Source organism: Bradyrhizobium sp. YR681, assembly GCF_000282615.1.
Classification (GTDB): domain Bacteria; phylum Pseudomonadota; class Alphaproteobacteria; order Rhizobiales; family Xanthobacteraceae; genus Bradyrhizobium.
This window is the reverse complement of sequence record NZ_AKIY01000194.1, coordinates 1-15,517: the sequence shown is the minus strand read 5'-3', so window position 1 is coordinate 15,517 and position 15,517 is coordinate 1. Positions and strand designations below refer to the sequence as shown.

Below are 15,517 nucleotides of genomic sequence, written 5' to 3'. Positions count from 1 at the left end.
ATCATGCGGCGGTGGATGCAGGTCGGAGCGATTCTTGCGAGCCTCGCAGCCGCCCCGATGGCGTCCGCCGACACCATCGACGTCAACGGCGTGATGCGCTCCTACACCGTGCAGTTGCCAACGAAGCGACTCGTACCGCTGGTGATCGTGCTGCATGGCAAGACCCAGCGCGGCGCCGACATGGTCGCGCGGACGGCGTGGCCCCAGGTCGCAAAGCGCGAAGGTTTTGCCGTGGCCTTTCCCGATGGGCTCAACCATGCCTGGGCCGATGCGAGGACCAAGGCGGGACCCGCGCTCCGCGGGCCGCCCGAGGGCACCGACGATGTCGCCTTCATCGCGAAGCTCGTCGAGAAGCTGGTGACGAACGGCACGGCCGACCCCGGCCGCGTCTATGTCGCCGGCATCTCCAACGGCGGCGCCATGGCGATGACGCTCGTTTGCGCCCGCGCCGATCTGTTCGCGGCGGGCGCGAGCGTGATCATGAACCTCACTGACGAGGCTGCGATCACCTGTCATCCGTCGCGGCCGCTGCCGATGCTGATCATGAACGGCACCGCCGATCCGCTGGTCCCTTACAAGGGCGGACGCGGATCGAGCTATTTTGCCGCAGACGGGTTCTGGTCGACCGAGGAGACACTCGCGTTCTGGCGCAAGCTCAACGGCTGCGAGACCGATGATGCCGAAACGGCTGAAATGCCCGACAAGGCGCCCGCAGATCAGTCAACGGCCACGCGGATTTCCTCACGCTGTCCCCAGGGGCACGACGTCGTGCTCTATCGCATCAATGGTGGCGGCCACCGCATGCCCGGATTTGCGCCGGATGCCCGCTTCCCGAAGGTCGCAACCGGCCTGCTCGGGCCGCAGAATGGCGACATCGACGGCGCCGAGACGATCTGGGCGTTTTTCAGCCGGTTTCCGTGACGCATGCATCGGCGACAACGCATGCGTGCCCGGGGTGGCAGAGCGCGAGGCACTGCGCTAGACAGGGCCGCCATTCCATCAGGAGACCCCCAATGAGCATTCAGCGTTTTGAAACCGGCCCGCGCATGAGCCAGGCCGTCGTGCACGGCAACACCGTCTATCTCGCCGGTGTCGTCGCCAGCAACGCCGCCGGCGAAAGCGTGACCAAGCAGACCCAGGACATTCTGAAGACCATCGACGGCCACCTCGCCAAGGCCGGCACCGACAAGTCGAAGCTACTCTCGGCCACGATCTACATCACCGACATGAAGACCTTCGGCGAGATGAACGCGGTGTGGGACGCCTGGGTCTCCCCCGGCAATACCCCGGCCCGCGCCACCGTCGAGGCCAAGCTGGCCGCGGCGCAGTACACCGTCGAGATCATGGTCACGGCCGCGAAGTAATCTTCACGAAAAAAATCGCGCGCGCTGATGACCTCCGAGGTAATCGATCAGCGCGCGTGAACCTTCGATAGTCAGGGACAGCCGAACCAACGGCGTCTATCGAAGGAGAAGACCATGACCGACCCCGTCACCATCGCCCGCCGCTACATCGAACTCTGGAACGAACGCGCGACGAGCCGCCGGCGCGAACTGCTGAGCCAGAGCTGGACGGCGGATGCAAGCTACGTCGATCCCCTGATGAAGGGCGACGGCCCTGATGGCATCGACGCGCTGATCGCGGGCGTGCAGCAGCGCTTTCCCGACTTCAGTTTCAAGCTGATCGGCGAGCCCAACGGCTACGGCGACCATGTCCGCTTTTCGTGGGGGCTCGGCCCTGACGGCGTGGACAGCCCGATCAAGAGCACGGATTTCGCCGTGCTGAAAGACGGACGTATCAGGAGCATCACGGGATTTCTGGATCAGGTACCCGCGGGTGCGTGAGAGGCACGCATTACTGTGCCCTCTCCCCTTGCGGGAGAGGGCAACTCCGCTGGCAGACACAGGCTCACCGGGATGAGGGGTATCTCTCGGCACGCTTGTCTTGAGAGTTGAGTTCGCGGTTCACGCTATCGGCAACCGATACGCAGCCTTCGCATTCACCCCGAACGCCTTCTCACACACCTGCGCACCCAGCTTCGCCAAGCACGCCTCCAACGCGCCCTTGATCTCGCCGTAGCTTCCAGCCAGCAGGCACACCGGCCAGTCGGAGCCGAAGATCAGGCGATCCTCCCCGAAACAATTCGCGGCATGTTCGACGAACGGAAACAGCCGCTCCGCATCCCAGTCATTCCATTTCGCCTCCGTCGCGAGGCCCGAGATCTTGCACCAGACGTTGCCGCAGGCCGCCAACGCCTTGATGCGGTCGGACCATTCGGCGCTGCCGCCATCTGCGATCGGCGGCTTGGCGGCATGATCCAGCACGAACCGCGCTTTCGGAAACGCTTGTGCCGTCGCGATCGCGGCGGGCAGCTCGCGGGCGCGGACGAGGAAGTCGTAAGTGAGATCGCGGGCGGACAATGCGGTGAGGCCGCGCTGCACGTCCGCGCGCAGCAGCCAGTCGGGATCGGCCTCGTCATGGACCTGGTGGCGGATGCCGACCAGCTTGTTGCCGCCCGGCGAGGCGCGCAGCCGGTCGAGGGTTTCGCCGACGGCGCCGTCGGTCAGGTCGACCCAGCCGACCACGCCGATCACGAACGGCGTCTCGTGCGCAATCCGCAAAAATTCCTCGGTCTCGTCCAGCGCGGAGCGACACTGCACCACGATGCTCGCGTCGATGCCGTTGGCTTTCAGCAGCGGCGCGAGATCGGCGGGACCGAAAGCGCGGCGGATCGGCGCGAGCTCGGGCGCGTCCATCCAGGGATAGTCGGCGCGCGCGGGGTCCCAGAAATGCTGATGACCGTCGATGACCATCTTTACGCTCCGCCCGGAAGCGGCGCGCGTGCGTCGACGAGGTTTCGCGCGCGCAATTCCTGCCAGAAGGCCGGCGGCACCGCCGTCTCCGACATCGCGATGTTGTCGGCGACCTCACCGGCGTTGCGCGCGCCCATCACGGCGACCGTGACCGCCGGGTGGGCCATGCAGAACTGGAGCGCGGCGGCTTTCAGCTCGGTGCCGTGCTTGCGGCAGAGCGCGTCGAGCGCGAGCGCGCGCGTCACGAGCGCCGCGTCGGCATCCTGATAATCGAACTTTGCGCCCGGATGCGGATTGGCCAGGATGCCGCTGTTGTAGATGCCGCCGAGCAGGATGCCGATGTGCCTGGCCTGGCAGACCGGAAACAACGCATCCAGCGCGCCCTGGTCGAGCAATGTGTAGCGTCCGGCGAGCAGGAAGCAGTCGACCGGCACAGCCTCGGCGAAACGCACGAGCATTTCCGACTGGTTCATGCCGGCACCGATCGCCTTGACCGTGCCCTCGCTGCGCAGCCGCTGGAGCGCACGGAAGGCGCCGGCGACGGCGTCGTCATAGTGATCGTCGGGATCGTGCACGAGCAGGACGTCGACACGGTCGAGCCTGAGGCGACCCAGGCTTTCCTCGACCGAGCGCATCACGCCGTCATAGGAGAAGTCGAACACCGGACGCTCGCGCTGCCCGCTCTTGTAATAATCGTCCTCGGCTGCGCCCCCATCGGGCGCGCGCAGCAGGCGGCCGACCTTGGTCGAGATGACGTAGGAATCGCGGGGCTGCTGCCGCAGGAACGCACCGAGCCGCCGCTCGGCCAGGCCGAAACCGTAGAGTGGCGCGGTGTCGTAGAAGCGGATCCCGGCCGACCAACCGCGTTCGAGCGTGGCATGCGCATCGGCATCGCTGACGGGGCTGAACAATCCGCCGAGCGGGGCGGAACCGAGGCCGATTGAGGTGACGTCGAGGGTGCCGAGCCGCGATCGTTTCATTCCAGGTCCTTCCAACAGTCCAAAATCATCTCTCCCGCTTGCGAAAGCCGCAAGCGGGAGAGGCTCGCAGGAGCGCGGGGCTGGCGGCGCTCCTACTTCAACATCTGCGCGACGTTGTCCTTGGTGACGAGATCGAGGCCGGTATAGACGATCTCCGGCACCTTCTCGCCCTTCTTGATGGCGAGCAGCGTGTCCATCGCCTTCTCGCCCATCTCGAACGGACGCTGGCCGACCAGCGCATTGGCATAGCCGTCACGCAGCAGCTCGAGCTGCATCTTCAGCGTATCGGCGACAACAAGCGTGAACTTGCCGCTGTCGATGTCTTTCTTGGATCTCGAGGCAAAAGCCTTGAAGCCCTCAGGGGCGAACATCGGCCAGCCGCCGATGGGGACGATCGCGGCAAGGTCAGGCGTCGAGGTCCGCACGTCGGTCATCTGCTGGACCGCCAGCGCGGGATCGTCGTTGCAGAAGGTCGGGGAGCCCGCGACCTCGGTCCATTTCGAGCCCTTCAGCGCCTCGCGGACGCCGTCGACGCGCTCGGCGAGATTCTTGGCGCCGGGACCGCCCGAAACCATCGCGTACTTGCCGCCATCGGGCCGGAGTTTCAGCAATTGCTTGCCGAGCGCGACGCCAAACTCCTTGTTGTTGGTGCCGATATAGGCGATGCGCTTGGAGCCCGGCGCATCGGCATCGAATGTGATGACGGGAATGCCGGCCGCGGTGGCCGCCTCGATCGACTTGGTCATGGCGGCAACGTCGGCGACCGAGATGGCGAGGCCGTCGACCTTCTGGGTGACGAAGTCCTGGATGATCTGCGCCTGCGTCGCAGGCTCGTGCTCGACCGGCCCCTTGTAGATGCACTCGATATTGCCGAGCTCCTTGGCGCGCTTCAGACAGCCGTCGCGCGCGAAGTCGAAGAACGGATTGTTCATCGCCTTGGGCACGATCACGAAGCGGTAGTTCGCGGCGAACGCCGGTGTCGCCATCAGCGCGACCGCGATACCGGCAAGAAGAAATTTCCTCATGGTCTCCTCCACCCTTGCTTGGCGCCCGTCCTCTCAAGATCGTCCGGGAAGCGGACAGGCGGCATTTTCATTGTCCTCCCGAACGACGTCACTTTCAGATCATCTTTGAGCGGACGCGGTCGACCAGCACGGCCAGGATGATGATCACGCCCACCAGCGTCTGCTGCCAGTAGGAGGAGACCTGCGCCAGCACGAGCCCGTTACGGATCACTTCGAGCAGCACGCAGCCGACGATGGCCCCGAGCGGGCCGCCGATGCCGCCGGCAAGGTTGGCGCCGCCGATCACGGCCGCCGCGATCACGTTGAGCTCGTAGGATGTCGCCATGTTGGCCGGCGCCGATCCGAGCCAGCCGGAGATGATGATGCCCTGAAGGCCCGCGGCGAGCGCGCAGATCACGTAGACCTCGATCTTCACCCGCACCACCGGAATGCCGGTGAGCTCGGCCGCCTTCTCGTTGCCGCCGAGCGCGAAGACATGCCGGCCGAACGCCGTGTGGTGCAGGACCACGGCCATCGTCAGGGCGAGGACCACGAGATAGATGAACGGCACGGGCACGCCGAGCACGTCACCGGAGGTCGCCGCATAGAAATAATCGGCGTCCGGCCCGCCCGGAAAGCTGCCGCGACCGTTGGAGACGACATAGCCGAGCCCGCGCAGGATCGAGAGCATGCCGAGCGTGGTGACGAAAGGCGACAGGCCGAGCACGGCGATGCAGAAGCCGTTGACGAGACCGGCAATCAGCGCGACGCCGAGGCCCGCGACGATCGAGACCAGCAGGATGAGGCCTGGCACGTTGGCCAGCACGGTCTTGCCATCGGCCGCCATATGCACGAACAGCGAGGCGCCGAGCCCGCCGGGCGTCGACACCTCGGTCATGACCATCGAGGTGATCATGGCCGAGAAGCACATCATCGAGCCGACCGAAAGGTCGATGCCGCCGGTGATGATAACGAAGGTGACGCCGAGGGTGGCGATGGCGATGAAGGAAAAATTCTTCGCCACGTTCTGCATGTTGCCTTCGGTGAAGAAATAGGGGCTGGCGAAATGCATGACCACCAGCAGCACGGCGAGTGCGAGCAGCACATAGCCGGTCTGGGAGGCGAAAATGCCGCGCTGCCACCATCTGATCTTGCCGACATTCGAGAACGTGATCGGGGATTCCAGGGGCATGGCCATTACGCCGCCTCCTTCGCGCCGGTGATGAGGGCGGTGACTTCCTCGGGCGAGGTTTCGTGGATCGGCTTGTCGGCCCGCTTCTCGCCGCGGCGCATGACGATGACGCGGTCGCACACCGCGAACACGTCGGGCATGCGGTGCGAGATCAGCATCACCGCGACGCCCTGCTCCTTCAGCCGGTGGATCAGGCCGAGCACCTGCTCGACCTGGCGGACCGAGATCGCGGCGGTCGGCTCGTCCATCATCACCAGCCTCGCATTGGAAAGGCGCGTTCGCGCGATCGCCACCGCCTGGCGCTGGCCGCCCGACATCTGCTTGACGAGATCGTCGGGCCGCGTTTCCGAGCGCAGCTCACCGAACAATTCCAGCGCACGCGCCGCCATTGCCTTGTGGTCGAGCAGGGCGAGCGGACCGAACTTGCGCTTCAGCTCACGCCCGAGAAAGACGTTGGCGGCCGCGGTCAGATTGTCGGCCAGTGCCAGATCCTGATAGACCACCTCGATGCCGACTGCACGGGCATCGACCGGCCGGCTAAAGTGAACCGCATCGCCGGCAAAGCGGATCTCGCCATGGCTGGGGCGGAAATTGCCGGCGATGATCTTCACCAGCGTCGACTTGCCGGCGCCGTTGTCGCCCATCAGGCCGACCACCTCGCCCGGCAACACCTGCATGTCGACGCCATGCAGCGCGCGGATCGCGCCGAACTCCTTGCCGATGCCCTGGAGTTCGAGGACCGGTGTTGCGTCAACGCTTGTCATCAGCGGCTTCCCTCAAAGGTAGCGGTTGACCAGGGATTCCAGATATTCCTGCCGGCCCGAACACGGCTGCGGATCGAAGCCGGGGCCGAGCGCACGATCGGCGAGATCGGCGAGCGAGCGCTGGCCGGCGAGAATGGCGCGGCCCTCGGAGCCGGCCCATCCTTCGTAGCGCTTCTCGAGCGGCGCTGTGAGAGCGCCGGCATCGCGCATGTCGGCGGCGGCGAGGAAGGCGCGCGCGCAGGCGTCCATCGAGCCGACATGGGCATGGATGAGATCGTCGGGGTCGATCGACTGGCGGCGGATCTTGGCGTCGAAATTGAGCCCGCCCGAGGTGAAGCCGCCCCGGTTCAGGATCTCGTGGAACACCAGCGTCAGCTCACCCACATTCATCGCGAACTGGTCGGTGTCCCAGCCGAGCAGGTCGTCGCCGCGGTTGATGTCGAGCGAGCCGAACACGCCGAGCGCCTCGGCCAACGCGACCTCGTGATGGAACGAGTGGCCGGCGAGGATGGCGTGGTTCTGCTCGATGTTGAGCTTGACGTCCTTGAGGAGATCGTAGCGTTCGAGGAAGCCGTAGCAGGTGGCGACGTCGAAATCGTATTGGTGCTTGGTCGGCTCCTTCGGCTTCGGCTCGATCAGGATCGGGCCCTTGAAGCCTATTCTGTGCTTGTGCTCGACGACGAGCGAAATGAATCGGCCGAGTTGATCGAGCTCGCGCTTGAGATCGGTGTTGAGCAGCGTCTCGTAGCCCTCGCGGCCGCCCCACAGCACGTAGTTCTGGCCGCCGAGCCGGTGCGTCACCTCCAGCGCGGCACGGACCTGGCCCGCGGCATAGGTGAAGATCTCGGGGTCCGGATTGGTCGCGGCGCCCGCCATGTAGCGGCGATGCGTGAACAGGTTTGCGGTGCCCCACAGCAGGCGGACTTTTGCGGACGCCATCTTTTCTTCAAACAGATCGGCAATCGCGTTGAGATTGGCGACGGACTCGCTGAGTGAGCTGCCTTCCGGCGCGGCATCGACGTCGTGGAAGGTGAAAAAGGGCACGTCGAGCAGGCGGAATAGCTCGAAGGCGACATCGGCCTTGGCCCGTGCCATTGCCATCGCATCTGAGCCGTGATGCCAGGGCCGCAAAAAAGTCTCGCCACCGAAGGGATCGCCGCCCGGCCAGCACAGCGAATGCCAGTAGCAGACCGCGAAGCGCAAATGGTCCTCGAGCCTGCGGCCATGCACGAGCCGGTCCTTGTCGTACCAGCGGAAGGCGTGCGTGTTTGCCGCATCCTTGCCGGCGAAGGCAACGGGCGCGCTTGCATCGAAGAATTTGGCTGACGCGTTCACTTAAGCGGTCTCCTTCAACGCGGGATAAAGCGCACGCCAACGGCGATAGGCCTCGTCATAGGCTGCGGCCACGGATGCGCGGGGCGCGAAACTCGCGAGCCGGCGCGGGCGGGTACAGACATCCGCCGGCTCTTCGCCGGTGGCGGCAAGGCGCCCGAGCCGCGCGGCGCCGAGCGCCGCCCCGACCTCGCCTTCCTCGACGCGGTGGACGGGAATGCCGAGCACGTCGGCACAGATCTGCGCCCACAGCGGCGAGCGCGAGCCACCACCGACGAGATCGAGTTCCGTGACGGGTCCGCTCGCCGCGCTCAGTGCCGCGAGGTTGTCGCGCGCTGCAAACGCGACGCCTTCGAGCACGGCCTGGACGATCTGGGAGCGCCCGGTCGCGCCACGCAAACCAAGGAAGGCACCGCTCGCGGCGGCGTCGTTGTGCGGCGTGCGTTCGCCATCGAGATAGGGCAGGAATTTTATGGGGCTCGGCCCGTCGACGCGCTCGCCGAGCGGCGCCAGCAGCGCTGGGGCGGGGATCTCCATGACACCAGCGAGCCAGGCCAGCGAGGCCGCAGCCGACAGCATCACGCCCATCTGGTGCCAGAGGCCAGGCAGTGCGTGGCAGAAGGCATGCACGGCCGAAGCCGGCGCCGGTGCGAACCGGTCGGTGACGCGGAAGACGACACCCGACGTGCCCAGCGACAGGAACGCATCGCCTGGCGCAATCGCACCGAGCCCGATCGCGCTCGCGGCATTGTCGCCGGCGCCGCCGGCGATCACGACGTCTTTCGCCATGCCCCAGCGCTGCGCAAGTTCCGGCGCGAGCACCGCGCTGGCCGCGCTGCCCTCGACGAGGCGCGGCATGTGGTGGAGATCAAGCCCTGTGGCATGAAGCAGCAGGGCCGACCAGCGACGCTGGCCGACGTCGAGCCACAGCGTACCGGCCGCGTCCGACATGTCCTCGACCATCTCGCCGGTCAGGCGATAACGCACATAGGCCTTCGGCAACAGCACCTTTGCGACGCGCGCGAAGATTTTTGGCTCGTGACGCGCGACCCAGAGCAGTTTTGGCGCGGTGAAGCCGGGCATCGCCAGATTGCCGGCGATCGCGTGCAGCGACGGGCAGCGCCGCTCCAGCGTAACGCATTCAGCCTGCGAGCGGCCGTCGTTCCAGAGAATTGCGGGACGCAGCGGCCGTCCATCCTCGTCCAGCAGCGCCGCGCCGTGCATCTGGCCTGACAGCCCGATGCCGCGGACCTGTGCCACCTCGCGCGGATGGCGATTTGCGAGATCATCGACCGCGCCGGTCGCCGCCTCCACCCAGGCGTCGGGATCCTGCTCGGACCACAGCGGCGCGGGATGCGACAGCGCAAGCTCGCGCGCCGCCATCGCGACGATCGCGCCGGCTTCGCTCATGAGCACCGCCTTCACACCTGATGTGCCGACGTCCAGTCCGAGATACACGCCGTCCTCCCTTTGCCTGTCGCGGTGTGCGAGCTTGACGTCGCTTTTTCCGCCACCTGCCGTTCAAAGTCCCGCTGCTGCTACGGCAGATTGTCCCGCATCACGATGTCGATCCTGATCTTCTCCTGCTCGCGCAGGATCGGCTCGCCGCGGGCGAGCGCGAGCAGCACGCGCACGGCGGCGCGCGCCTCATGCCCCGGATTCTGCGAGATCGCGGCATCCATCACGCCCTGCAACAAAAGCCGGCGCGTCAGCGCGGTGACGTCGTGGCCGATGAACACGACCTTGTCGCGGCCGGCCTTGCCCAATGCGTTTGCAACGCCCTGTGTGCCGGCACCGACATTGTACAGGCCGACAATGTCAGCATGCCTGCCGAACAGCCGCGCGAGCTGCTGCTCCGAACGTTCGTCCTCGTCGCGCCCTTCCAGCACCGGCAGCACGCCGAGACCGGGGAATTCCGAGGCCATCACCTGATTGAAGCCGAAGATGCGCTCGGCGTGGTCGCGCAGGCCCCGGGAGCCGGCGACGATGGCGACCTTGCCGGGCCGCCCGCCCACCAGCCGCCCAACCAGCGCGCCGGCGGTGCGCCCCGCGGCGATGTTGTCGATGCCGACATAATGGTGACGGCGCGAGGACGGCACGTCCGAGACCAGCGTGACGATTTTGGTACCGGCGTCGACGAGGTCGTTGATCGCGGCGCGGACGCCGGGATGATCCAGCGCCACCACGGCGACGCCGTCGTAATCCCCGGAGAGCGCCTCCAGCGAGGCCGCGAGCACGGACGGATCGAACACGTCGGTTGCGACCATCTCGACATGCAGGCGACGCGCCGAGAGCCAGGCCGACATCTCGCCGAGATAGGCCTCGATCTGCTGCATGAACGGGTTCGGCCCCGACGGCATCACGAAGGCAAAGCGGCGGGCTCGGCCGCGGGCGAGCTCGGCCGCCGCCACATGCGGCTGGAAAGAATTGCGCGCGATTGTCTCCTGGACGCGCCGGACCGTGTCCGGCCGCACGCCCGGGCGGTTGTGCAGGACCCGGTCCACGGTCGCGAGGCTCACGCCCGCCTGGCGGGCGATGTCCTTCAGCGTCAGCGCGTTGGCAGCGAGCGTGTCGGCCATGCCTGAAGGCTATCAGAGGTGTTTTGAGGTGCGCAACTCATTTTGAGGGCGCAAGCGCATTTTCATGCACGGCTGACTGTGTGCGCCGCCTCACGCGCGAGGTCGGCCGTCGGTCGAACGCAGGACGCGCAACACTGCCCTGTTCCCTATGGTTCCATTCATTGACAGGTCCGACGCAGCACCAGCGTTCGCGGGCGAGATGACGAAAGAGAGTACGATGAAGTGGTTGCTTGATATTTCCGAGGAATACCGGTCCCACCTGCGCGAAGGTCCCTTTTTCAGACAGATCAGCGGGGCGACCCTGCCGAATGATCTGCAATGGGTTCACCAGCTCATCCACCAGTCGCGCGAATTCACGCAGGCGCTTTGTCTGCGTTCCTCGCTGTGCCAGGACAAACGCTATCAGCCCGTCTTCGCCGAACACGCGATGGAAGAGGCCGACCATCCCGATCAACTCATCGCCTGGATGAAGCAGCACGGGTTTCTGCGCGACACCGAACCCGGCGACGTCCCGCCGACGATGGAAACGCTGAACACGATCTCATACTGCTGGCGCAGCGCGATGCGCGATCCACATGACGTGCAGGTCGTCGCCCTGAACGTGCTCAGTGAGGGCGTCGCGTTCGATTTCTATTCGACCGTGATACCCGTGCTGGACCGGCTCAGACTCCTGAGCGGGCGCTACTGGAAGATCCACACCGACGTCGACGCCCACCATCTGTCCATGGGGCTCGATCTTTGCGGCGAGGTCTCGCGGCACTCGGACAGGGGCAAGCTGTATCAACGCGTGCTGTGGCAATCCGCTACGCTGTATCACCAGATGCTCAGCTCCTGGGTCGGCGAACGGGTCGAGCCGCTGCCGCAATTGGCCTGAGGCCACGCGCCGATCGCAGCAGAGCCGGTGCTGCTCAGCGGTCCAGGTCGAGCGTCAGGAACAGGCTGTTGGGGTCTTCGGCATAGCCCTCGAACGGACCGCAAAGCACGAAGCCGTGCGCCTGGTAGAGCGCATGCGCGGGCTTGAAATAGTCCCACGAGCCGGTCTCGAGGCTGAGCCGCTTGAGGCCGCGCGCGCGGGCCTCGGCGATGATGTGGCGGAGCATCTGGCCACCGAAGCCGCGCCGCCGCGTGGTCTGAAGCGTGTGCATCGACTTCACCTCGCCATGACCGGCCGAGAGCGTCTTCAGCGCGCCGGTGGCGACCAGCGTGTCGCCGTCCCAACCGGTCCAGAACGCGACGTCGCTGGCGCGCAGGCCCGCCAGGTCGAGCGCGTGGGCGCTGCCCGGCGCGGTCTGCGCCCGCGCCGCCGTGACGTGATGGTCGAGCAGCGCGATCACGCGGGGATCGGAGGTGTCGCCGGTCCGGATCTGCATGGTCAGGGTCGCACTCCATTGGCAAGGTTCTTCTGCATGAAGACGAGATCGAGCCAGCGACCGAACTTGCAGCCGACTTCCGGCATGCGGCCGACCTCGGCAAATCCCAGCGAGGCATGCAGGGCGATCGAGCCGGCATTGGCAGCCTCGATGCCCGCGATCATGGCGTGCTTGTTCAGCGCAGCGGCACGCTCGATCAGCGTGGCCATCAGGCTGCGGCCGACGCCGAGCCGATGATACCGCTCGCCGACATAGACCGAATTCTCCACGGTGTGGCGATAGCCGGGAAACGGGCGGAAATCGCCGAACGAGGCGAAGGCGACGACGTTGCTGCCCTTCATCGCGACCAGCACGGGATAGCCGGCGTCCTGTCGTGCGCGGATCCACGCGCGCCGCGAGGCCAGATCAGCCGGGCCGTCCGTCCAGACCGCCGTGGTGTTGATCGCGGCGTAATTGTAGATGGCCAAAATGTCTTCGGCATCCTCCGGCGTGGCGTCCCGCACGATCAGCGACATCACATTTTCCCGTATGACGTTCCGCGCCGCGTGATGATGACGTAGCGCGCATCCTGTTTGGTTTCGTTCTCGAAGGTCACCGCGCGCATGACGTCGAAATCGAGACAGTCGCCCTCGCGCAGGCGCACCGTCTTGGCATCGATATGCACGCAGACCGCGCCCTCCAGCATCAGCAGCTGCTGGGTGAAGGCATTGCGCCCCCAGGGGCTGTAGGAGACGCGTGCGCCCGCCGGCAGGTCGACGACGATGATCTCGATGCCGCTCGCCGCATCCGGCGGCGAGGCATGACGTCGCCGGTAACCGCTGTCGGGATCGCGCCAATGCGGCTGGTCGGCCAGCCGCATCAGCCGCTCCGGCGGCTTCTCCGCGAGCGCGACGACGTCGCTGAGCGTGACGTCCAGCGCCGCGCAGAGCTTGTTGAGCAGCGCAGCGGTGGCACTGCTCTGCGCCCGCTCCACCCGCCCGATCATGGCCCGGCTGACACCGGAGCGCGCCGCAAGTTCGTTCAACGTCATGCCCGCCTGCGTCCTCAACGTCTTCAAGCGACGACCGATCGCACGGTCGAGTTTCTGCTGGTCCATCTCGTTGCAGGTCCTGGTCTTCATCCGAACATCGCCCGACACGAGGACCGCACCCGCCGGGGTGAACGAAGCTTAGGCCGGGCGATGCGCACGTGCCGGGAGCGAGGGGCTAATATATTAGAATCTTTGTCCGGCGCGCGAGCGCGCCTTGCGCGCGTCAGATCAGATGAGAATGCAATCGGGAAAGCTTGGAGCGGGCGAAGGGAATCGAACCCTCGTATGCAGCTTGGGAAGCTGCCGTTCTACCATTGAACTACGCCCGCGGATGCGCTCTCACGCCCGTTCTGATTAGCCGAGACGGCGCGTCCCGCCAAGCGGTTTGGCGCGTCTCTCCGGACGGATGTTAACGTCCTGGCAAGATTCCAGGTGCGCCGAATTGTGGCGGTGTTATGATCGGCCTGTCGGGGGAGCAACGTGCACTGAGTGGGGCGTGTGCATGGTGGGGCGTGGCTATACGATATTCGACACGGCGATAGGGCGCTGCGGCATCGTCTGGAGCAATTCCGGCGTAGTGGCCGTGCAATTGCCGGAGGCGCGGGAGATCGACACTCGCCGCCGGATTTTCGCGGTTCATCCGGAGGCGCGCGAGCAGCGGCCTCCGCTCAATGCCGAGCTGGCGATCGAGGGCATCGTGGCCCTGCTGCAAGGCAGCGATCCTGATTTTTCCGATGTCAGCCTGGATGCCGGCGGTGTGCTCGCCTTCAGCCGGCGGGTCTACGAATACACCTGCACCATCCCGCGCGGCGAGACGCGGACCTATCACGAGATCGCCAAGGCGCTGGGTGCCTCCGGCGCCTCGTATTCGGTGGCGCAGGCAATCGCCAGGAATCCCTACATGCTGATCGTGCCCTGCCACCGGGTGCTGGAGACCGGCAATTACGCCGACCGGATCTCACCTTATGGCGGGGTGATCTCCAAGCGGCGACTGTTGTCGCTGGAGGGCGCCCATCCGGTCGCCAGCAAGACGCTGTTCGAGGTGCTGCTGCCCGTTGCTCCGCCGCGAGCGCCCACCTAGATAGGTGGGATGGACGCGACCACACTGCTGACGTCAGGCGCGATGACGGTCTCCGAGTTTCGCTGCGACGCGGGACCGGACGACAAGCCGTTTGCGGAATGCCGCACCGGCCATTCCATTGCCTATGTCCGTTCCGGCAGTTTTGGCTGCCATTGCCGCGCCGGCTTCTTCGAGCTGGTGGCGGGCTCCATGCTGGTCGGTGCGCCCGGCGACGAATACACCTGCACGCATGAGCATGTCAGCGGCGACGTCTGCCTCTCGTTCTTTCTCAGCGAGGATCTCGTCGATACACTCGGTGGACGCCGCGAGGCCTGGCAGGTCGGCGCGACGCCGCCGCTGCCCGAACTGATGGTGCTGGGTGAGCTCGCCCAGACGGCGGCAGATGGCAACAGCGACCTCGGCCTCGACGAGGTCGGCCAGATTCTCGCCGGTCGCTTTGTGGATGTCGTCTCCGGCAAGGCGCGCAAGCAGGCCGCGCCGACCGCGCGCGACCGCCGCCGCGCGGTGGAGGCCGCACTTTGGATCGACGACAATTCGCACGCCGAGGTCGATCTCGAGCAGGCCGCCAAGCAGGCGGGCCTCAGCCCGTTCCACTTCCTGCGGCTGTTCTCGAGCGTGCTCGGCGTCACCCCGCATCAATATCTAGTCCGCTCGCGACTGCGGCACGCCGCGCGCTTGCTGACGGACGACGACATCGCGGTCACCGACATCGCCTATGACGTCGGCTTCGGCGATCTCTCGAATTTCGTCCGCACTTTTCGTCGCGCCGCCGGCGTGTCGCCGACGAAATTTCGCCAGGCCTCGCGCGGGGAGCGCAAGATTCTCCAAGAGCGGCTTGCCCTCAACTGACTAGGGTCGTCCCCGGCGCGCGCCATTTGCGGCGCGCTTTGCAATGGAGACGATCATGTATGACCACATCGGACTGCGCGTTGCCGACCTCGACGCCGCCACGCGCTTCTACACAGCCGTGCTGGCGCCGCTTGGCTACGTCCTGTGCTCCAGCGGAGACGGCTATGCCGGCTTCGGGCCGAAGGGCGAGCCCGCGTTGTGGCTGCATCTGAACAAGGGACGCAAGGCCGACGGCGCGCATATCGCGTTTCGCGCCAAAGACCATGACGCAGTCAAGGCGTTTCACAGCGAGGGCCTGGAGAGCGGCGGTCGCGACAATGGCGGCGCCGGGCCACGCAAGGATTACAGCCCGACCTATTACGCGGCGTTCCTGATCGACCCCGACGGCAACAATGTCGAGGCGGTTTGCGTGTGAGCGCTCGCCGCTAGCTCCGTCATTGCGAGGAGCCCTTGCGACGAAGCAATCCAGACTGCCTCCGCGGAAACATCTCTGGATTGCTTCGCTTCGCTCGCAATGACGGTG

At 66.0% G+C, this 15,517-nt stretch carries 18 protein-coding genes and 1 tRNA gene; 7 read left to right on the top strand and 12 right to left on the bottom strand.

All coding sequences use genetic code 11. The annotated features are described in order from the left end of the window. Positions 1-3: 3 nt before the first annotated feature. From PMI42_RS17580 to PMI42_RS17570, 3 genes are all read left to right on the top strand, one after another. Positions 4-921, top strand: a complete 918-nt coding sequence (locus PMI42_RS17580) for a CE1 family esterase (RefSeq protein ID WP_008136480.1) — start codon at positions 4-6, stop codon at positions 919-921. Positions 922-1,013: 92 nt separating this feature from the next. Next, a complete protein-coding gene (locus PMI42_RS17575) occupies positions 1,014-1,364 on the top strand; it encodes a RidA family protein (protein WP_008136479.1) in 351 nt (116 codons plus the stop codon). Positions 1,365-1,478: 114 nt separating this feature from the next. Next, on the top strand, positions 1,479-1,844 hold the full coding sequence (locus PMI42_RS17570) for a nuclear transport factor 2 family protein (protein ID WP_008136478.1): 366 nt from the start codon (positions 1,479-1,481) through the stop codon (positions 1,842-1,844). A gap of 120 nt (positions 1,845-1,964) precedes the next feature. On the opposite strand, the gene PMI42_RS17565 is transcribed toward PMI42_RS17570, so the two are convergent. From PMI42_RS17565 to PMI42_RS17530, 8 genes are all read right to left on the bottom strand, one after another. Then, on the bottom strand, positions 1,965-2,813 hold the full coding sequence (locus PMI42_RS17565; RefSeq protein WP_008136477.1) for an amidohydrolase family protein: 849 nt from the start codon (positions 2,811-2,813) through the stop codon (positions 1,965-1,967). Positions 2,814-2,815: 2 nt separating this feature from the next. Then, positions 2,816-3,793, bottom strand: a complete 978-nt coding sequence (locus tag PMI42_RS17560) for an aldo/keto reductase (protein WP_008136476.1) — start codon at positions 3,791-3,793, stop codon at positions 2,816-2,818. Positions 3,794-3,885: 92 nt separating this feature from the next. Continuing rightward, positions 3,886-4,818 (bottom strand): sugar-binding protein, encoded by a 933-nt coding sequence (locus PMI42_RS17555; RefSeq protein ID WP_008136475.1) that lies wholly within the window; start codon positions 4,816-4,818, stop codon positions 3,886-3,888. A gap of 94 nt (positions 4,819-4,912) precedes the next feature. Further along, entirely contained in the window at positions 4,913-5,995 is a 1,083-nt protein-coding gene (locus PMI42_RS17550; RefSeq protein WP_008136474.1) for an ABC transporter permease, read from the bottom strand. Then, positions 5,995-6,753, bottom strand: a complete 759-nt coding sequence (locus tag PMI42_RS17545) for an ATP-binding cassette domain-containing protein (protein ID WP_008136473.1) — start codon at positions 6,751-6,753, stop codon at positions 5,995-5,997. Before PMI42_RS17545 ends, PMI42_RS17550 begins: the two co-directional genes overlap by 1 nt. 12 nt (positions 6,754-6,765) lie before the next feature. Then, complete coding sequence (gene xylA / locus PMI42_RS17540) at positions 6,766-8,088, bottom strand: xylose isomerase (RefSeq protein ID WP_008136472.1); 1,323 nt, start codon at positions 8,086-8,088, stop codon at positions 6,766-6,768. Beyond that, complete coding sequence (gene xylB, locus PMI42_RS17535; protein ID WP_008136469.1) at positions 8,089-9,543, bottom strand: xylulokinase; 1,455 nt, start codon at positions 9,541-9,543, stop codon at positions 8,089-8,091. 80 nt (positions 9,544-9,623) lie between these two features. Further along, positions 9,624-10,664 (bottom strand): LacI family DNA-binding transcriptional regulator, encoded by a 1,041-nt coding sequence (locus PMI42_RS17530; protein ID WP_008136467.1) that lies wholly within the window; start codon positions 10,662-10,664, stop codon positions 9,624-9,626. 217 nt (positions 10,665-10,881) lie between these two features. On the opposite strand from PMI42_RS17530, the gene PMI42_RS17525 reads away from it, so the two are divergent. Then, positions 10,882-11,538, top strand: coding sequence for an iron-containing redox enzyme family protein (locus PMI42_RS17525; protein ID WP_008136466.1), 657 nt, complete (start codon positions 10,882-10,884; stop codon positions 11,536-11,538). A 34-nt stretch (positions 11,539-11,572) separates the two neighbouring features. Here PMI42_RS17525 and PMI42_RS17520 read toward each other — a convergent pair whose 3' ends face one another. The 4 genes from PMI42_RS17520 to PMI42_RS17505 all read right to left on the bottom strand — a co-directional run bounded on the left by PMI42_RS17520 (position 11,573) and on the right by PMI42_RS17505 (position 13,393). Beyond that, a complete protein-coding gene (locus PMI42_RS17520) occupies positions 11,573-12,034 on the bottom strand; it encodes a GNAT family N-acetyltransferase (RefSeq protein WP_008136464.1) in 462 nt (153 codons plus the stop codon). 2 nt (positions 12,035-12,036) lie between these two features. Further along, positions 12,037-12,549: a GNAT family N-acetyltransferase gene (locus PMI42_RS17515; protein WP_008136462.1), complete on the bottom strand. Its 513-nt coding sequence runs from the start codon at positions 12,547-12,549 to the stop codon at positions 12,037-12,039. Further along, positions 12,549-13,130: a helix-turn-helix domain-containing protein gene (locus PMI42_RS17510; RefSeq protein WP_008136460.1), complete on the bottom strand. Its 582-nt coding sequence runs from the start codon at positions 13,128-13,130 to the stop codon at positions 12,549-12,551. The genes PMI42_RS17515 and PMI42_RS17510 overlap by 1 nt, the downstream gene beginning before the upstream one ends. 189 nt (positions 13,131-13,319) lie before the next feature. After that, a tRNA-Gly gene (locus tag PMI42_RS17505) sits at positions 13,320-13,393 on the bottom strand. A gap of 173 nt (positions 13,394-13,566) precedes the next feature. Between PMI42_RS17505 and PMI42_RS17500 the strand changes: the two genes are divergently transcribed. Genes PMI42_RS17500 through PMI42_RS17490 form a run of 3 tightly spaced genes read left to right on the top strand, consistent with a single transcriptional unit; the run spans position 13,567 to position 15,409 of the window. Then, positions 13,567-14,145, top strand: coding sequence for a methylated-DNA--[protein]-cysteine S-methyltransferase (locus tag PMI42_RS17500; protein ID WP_008136459.1), 579 nt, complete (start codon positions 13,567-13,569; stop codon positions 14,143-14,145). Positions 14,146-14,154: 9 nt separating this feature from the next. Beyond that, a complete protein-coding gene (locus tag PMI42_RS17495) occupies positions 14,155-14,994 on the top strand; it encodes a helix-turn-helix transcriptional regulator (RefSeq protein ID WP_008136458.1) in 840 nt (279 codons plus the stop codon). Between the two features lie 55 nt (positions 14,995-15,049). Then, positions 15,050-15,409: a VOC family protein gene (locus PMI42_RS17490; protein WP_008136457.1), complete on the top strand. Its 360-nt coding sequence runs from the start codon at positions 15,050-15,052 to the stop codon at positions 15,407-15,409. Positions 15,410-15,517 lie beyond the last annotated feature (108 nt).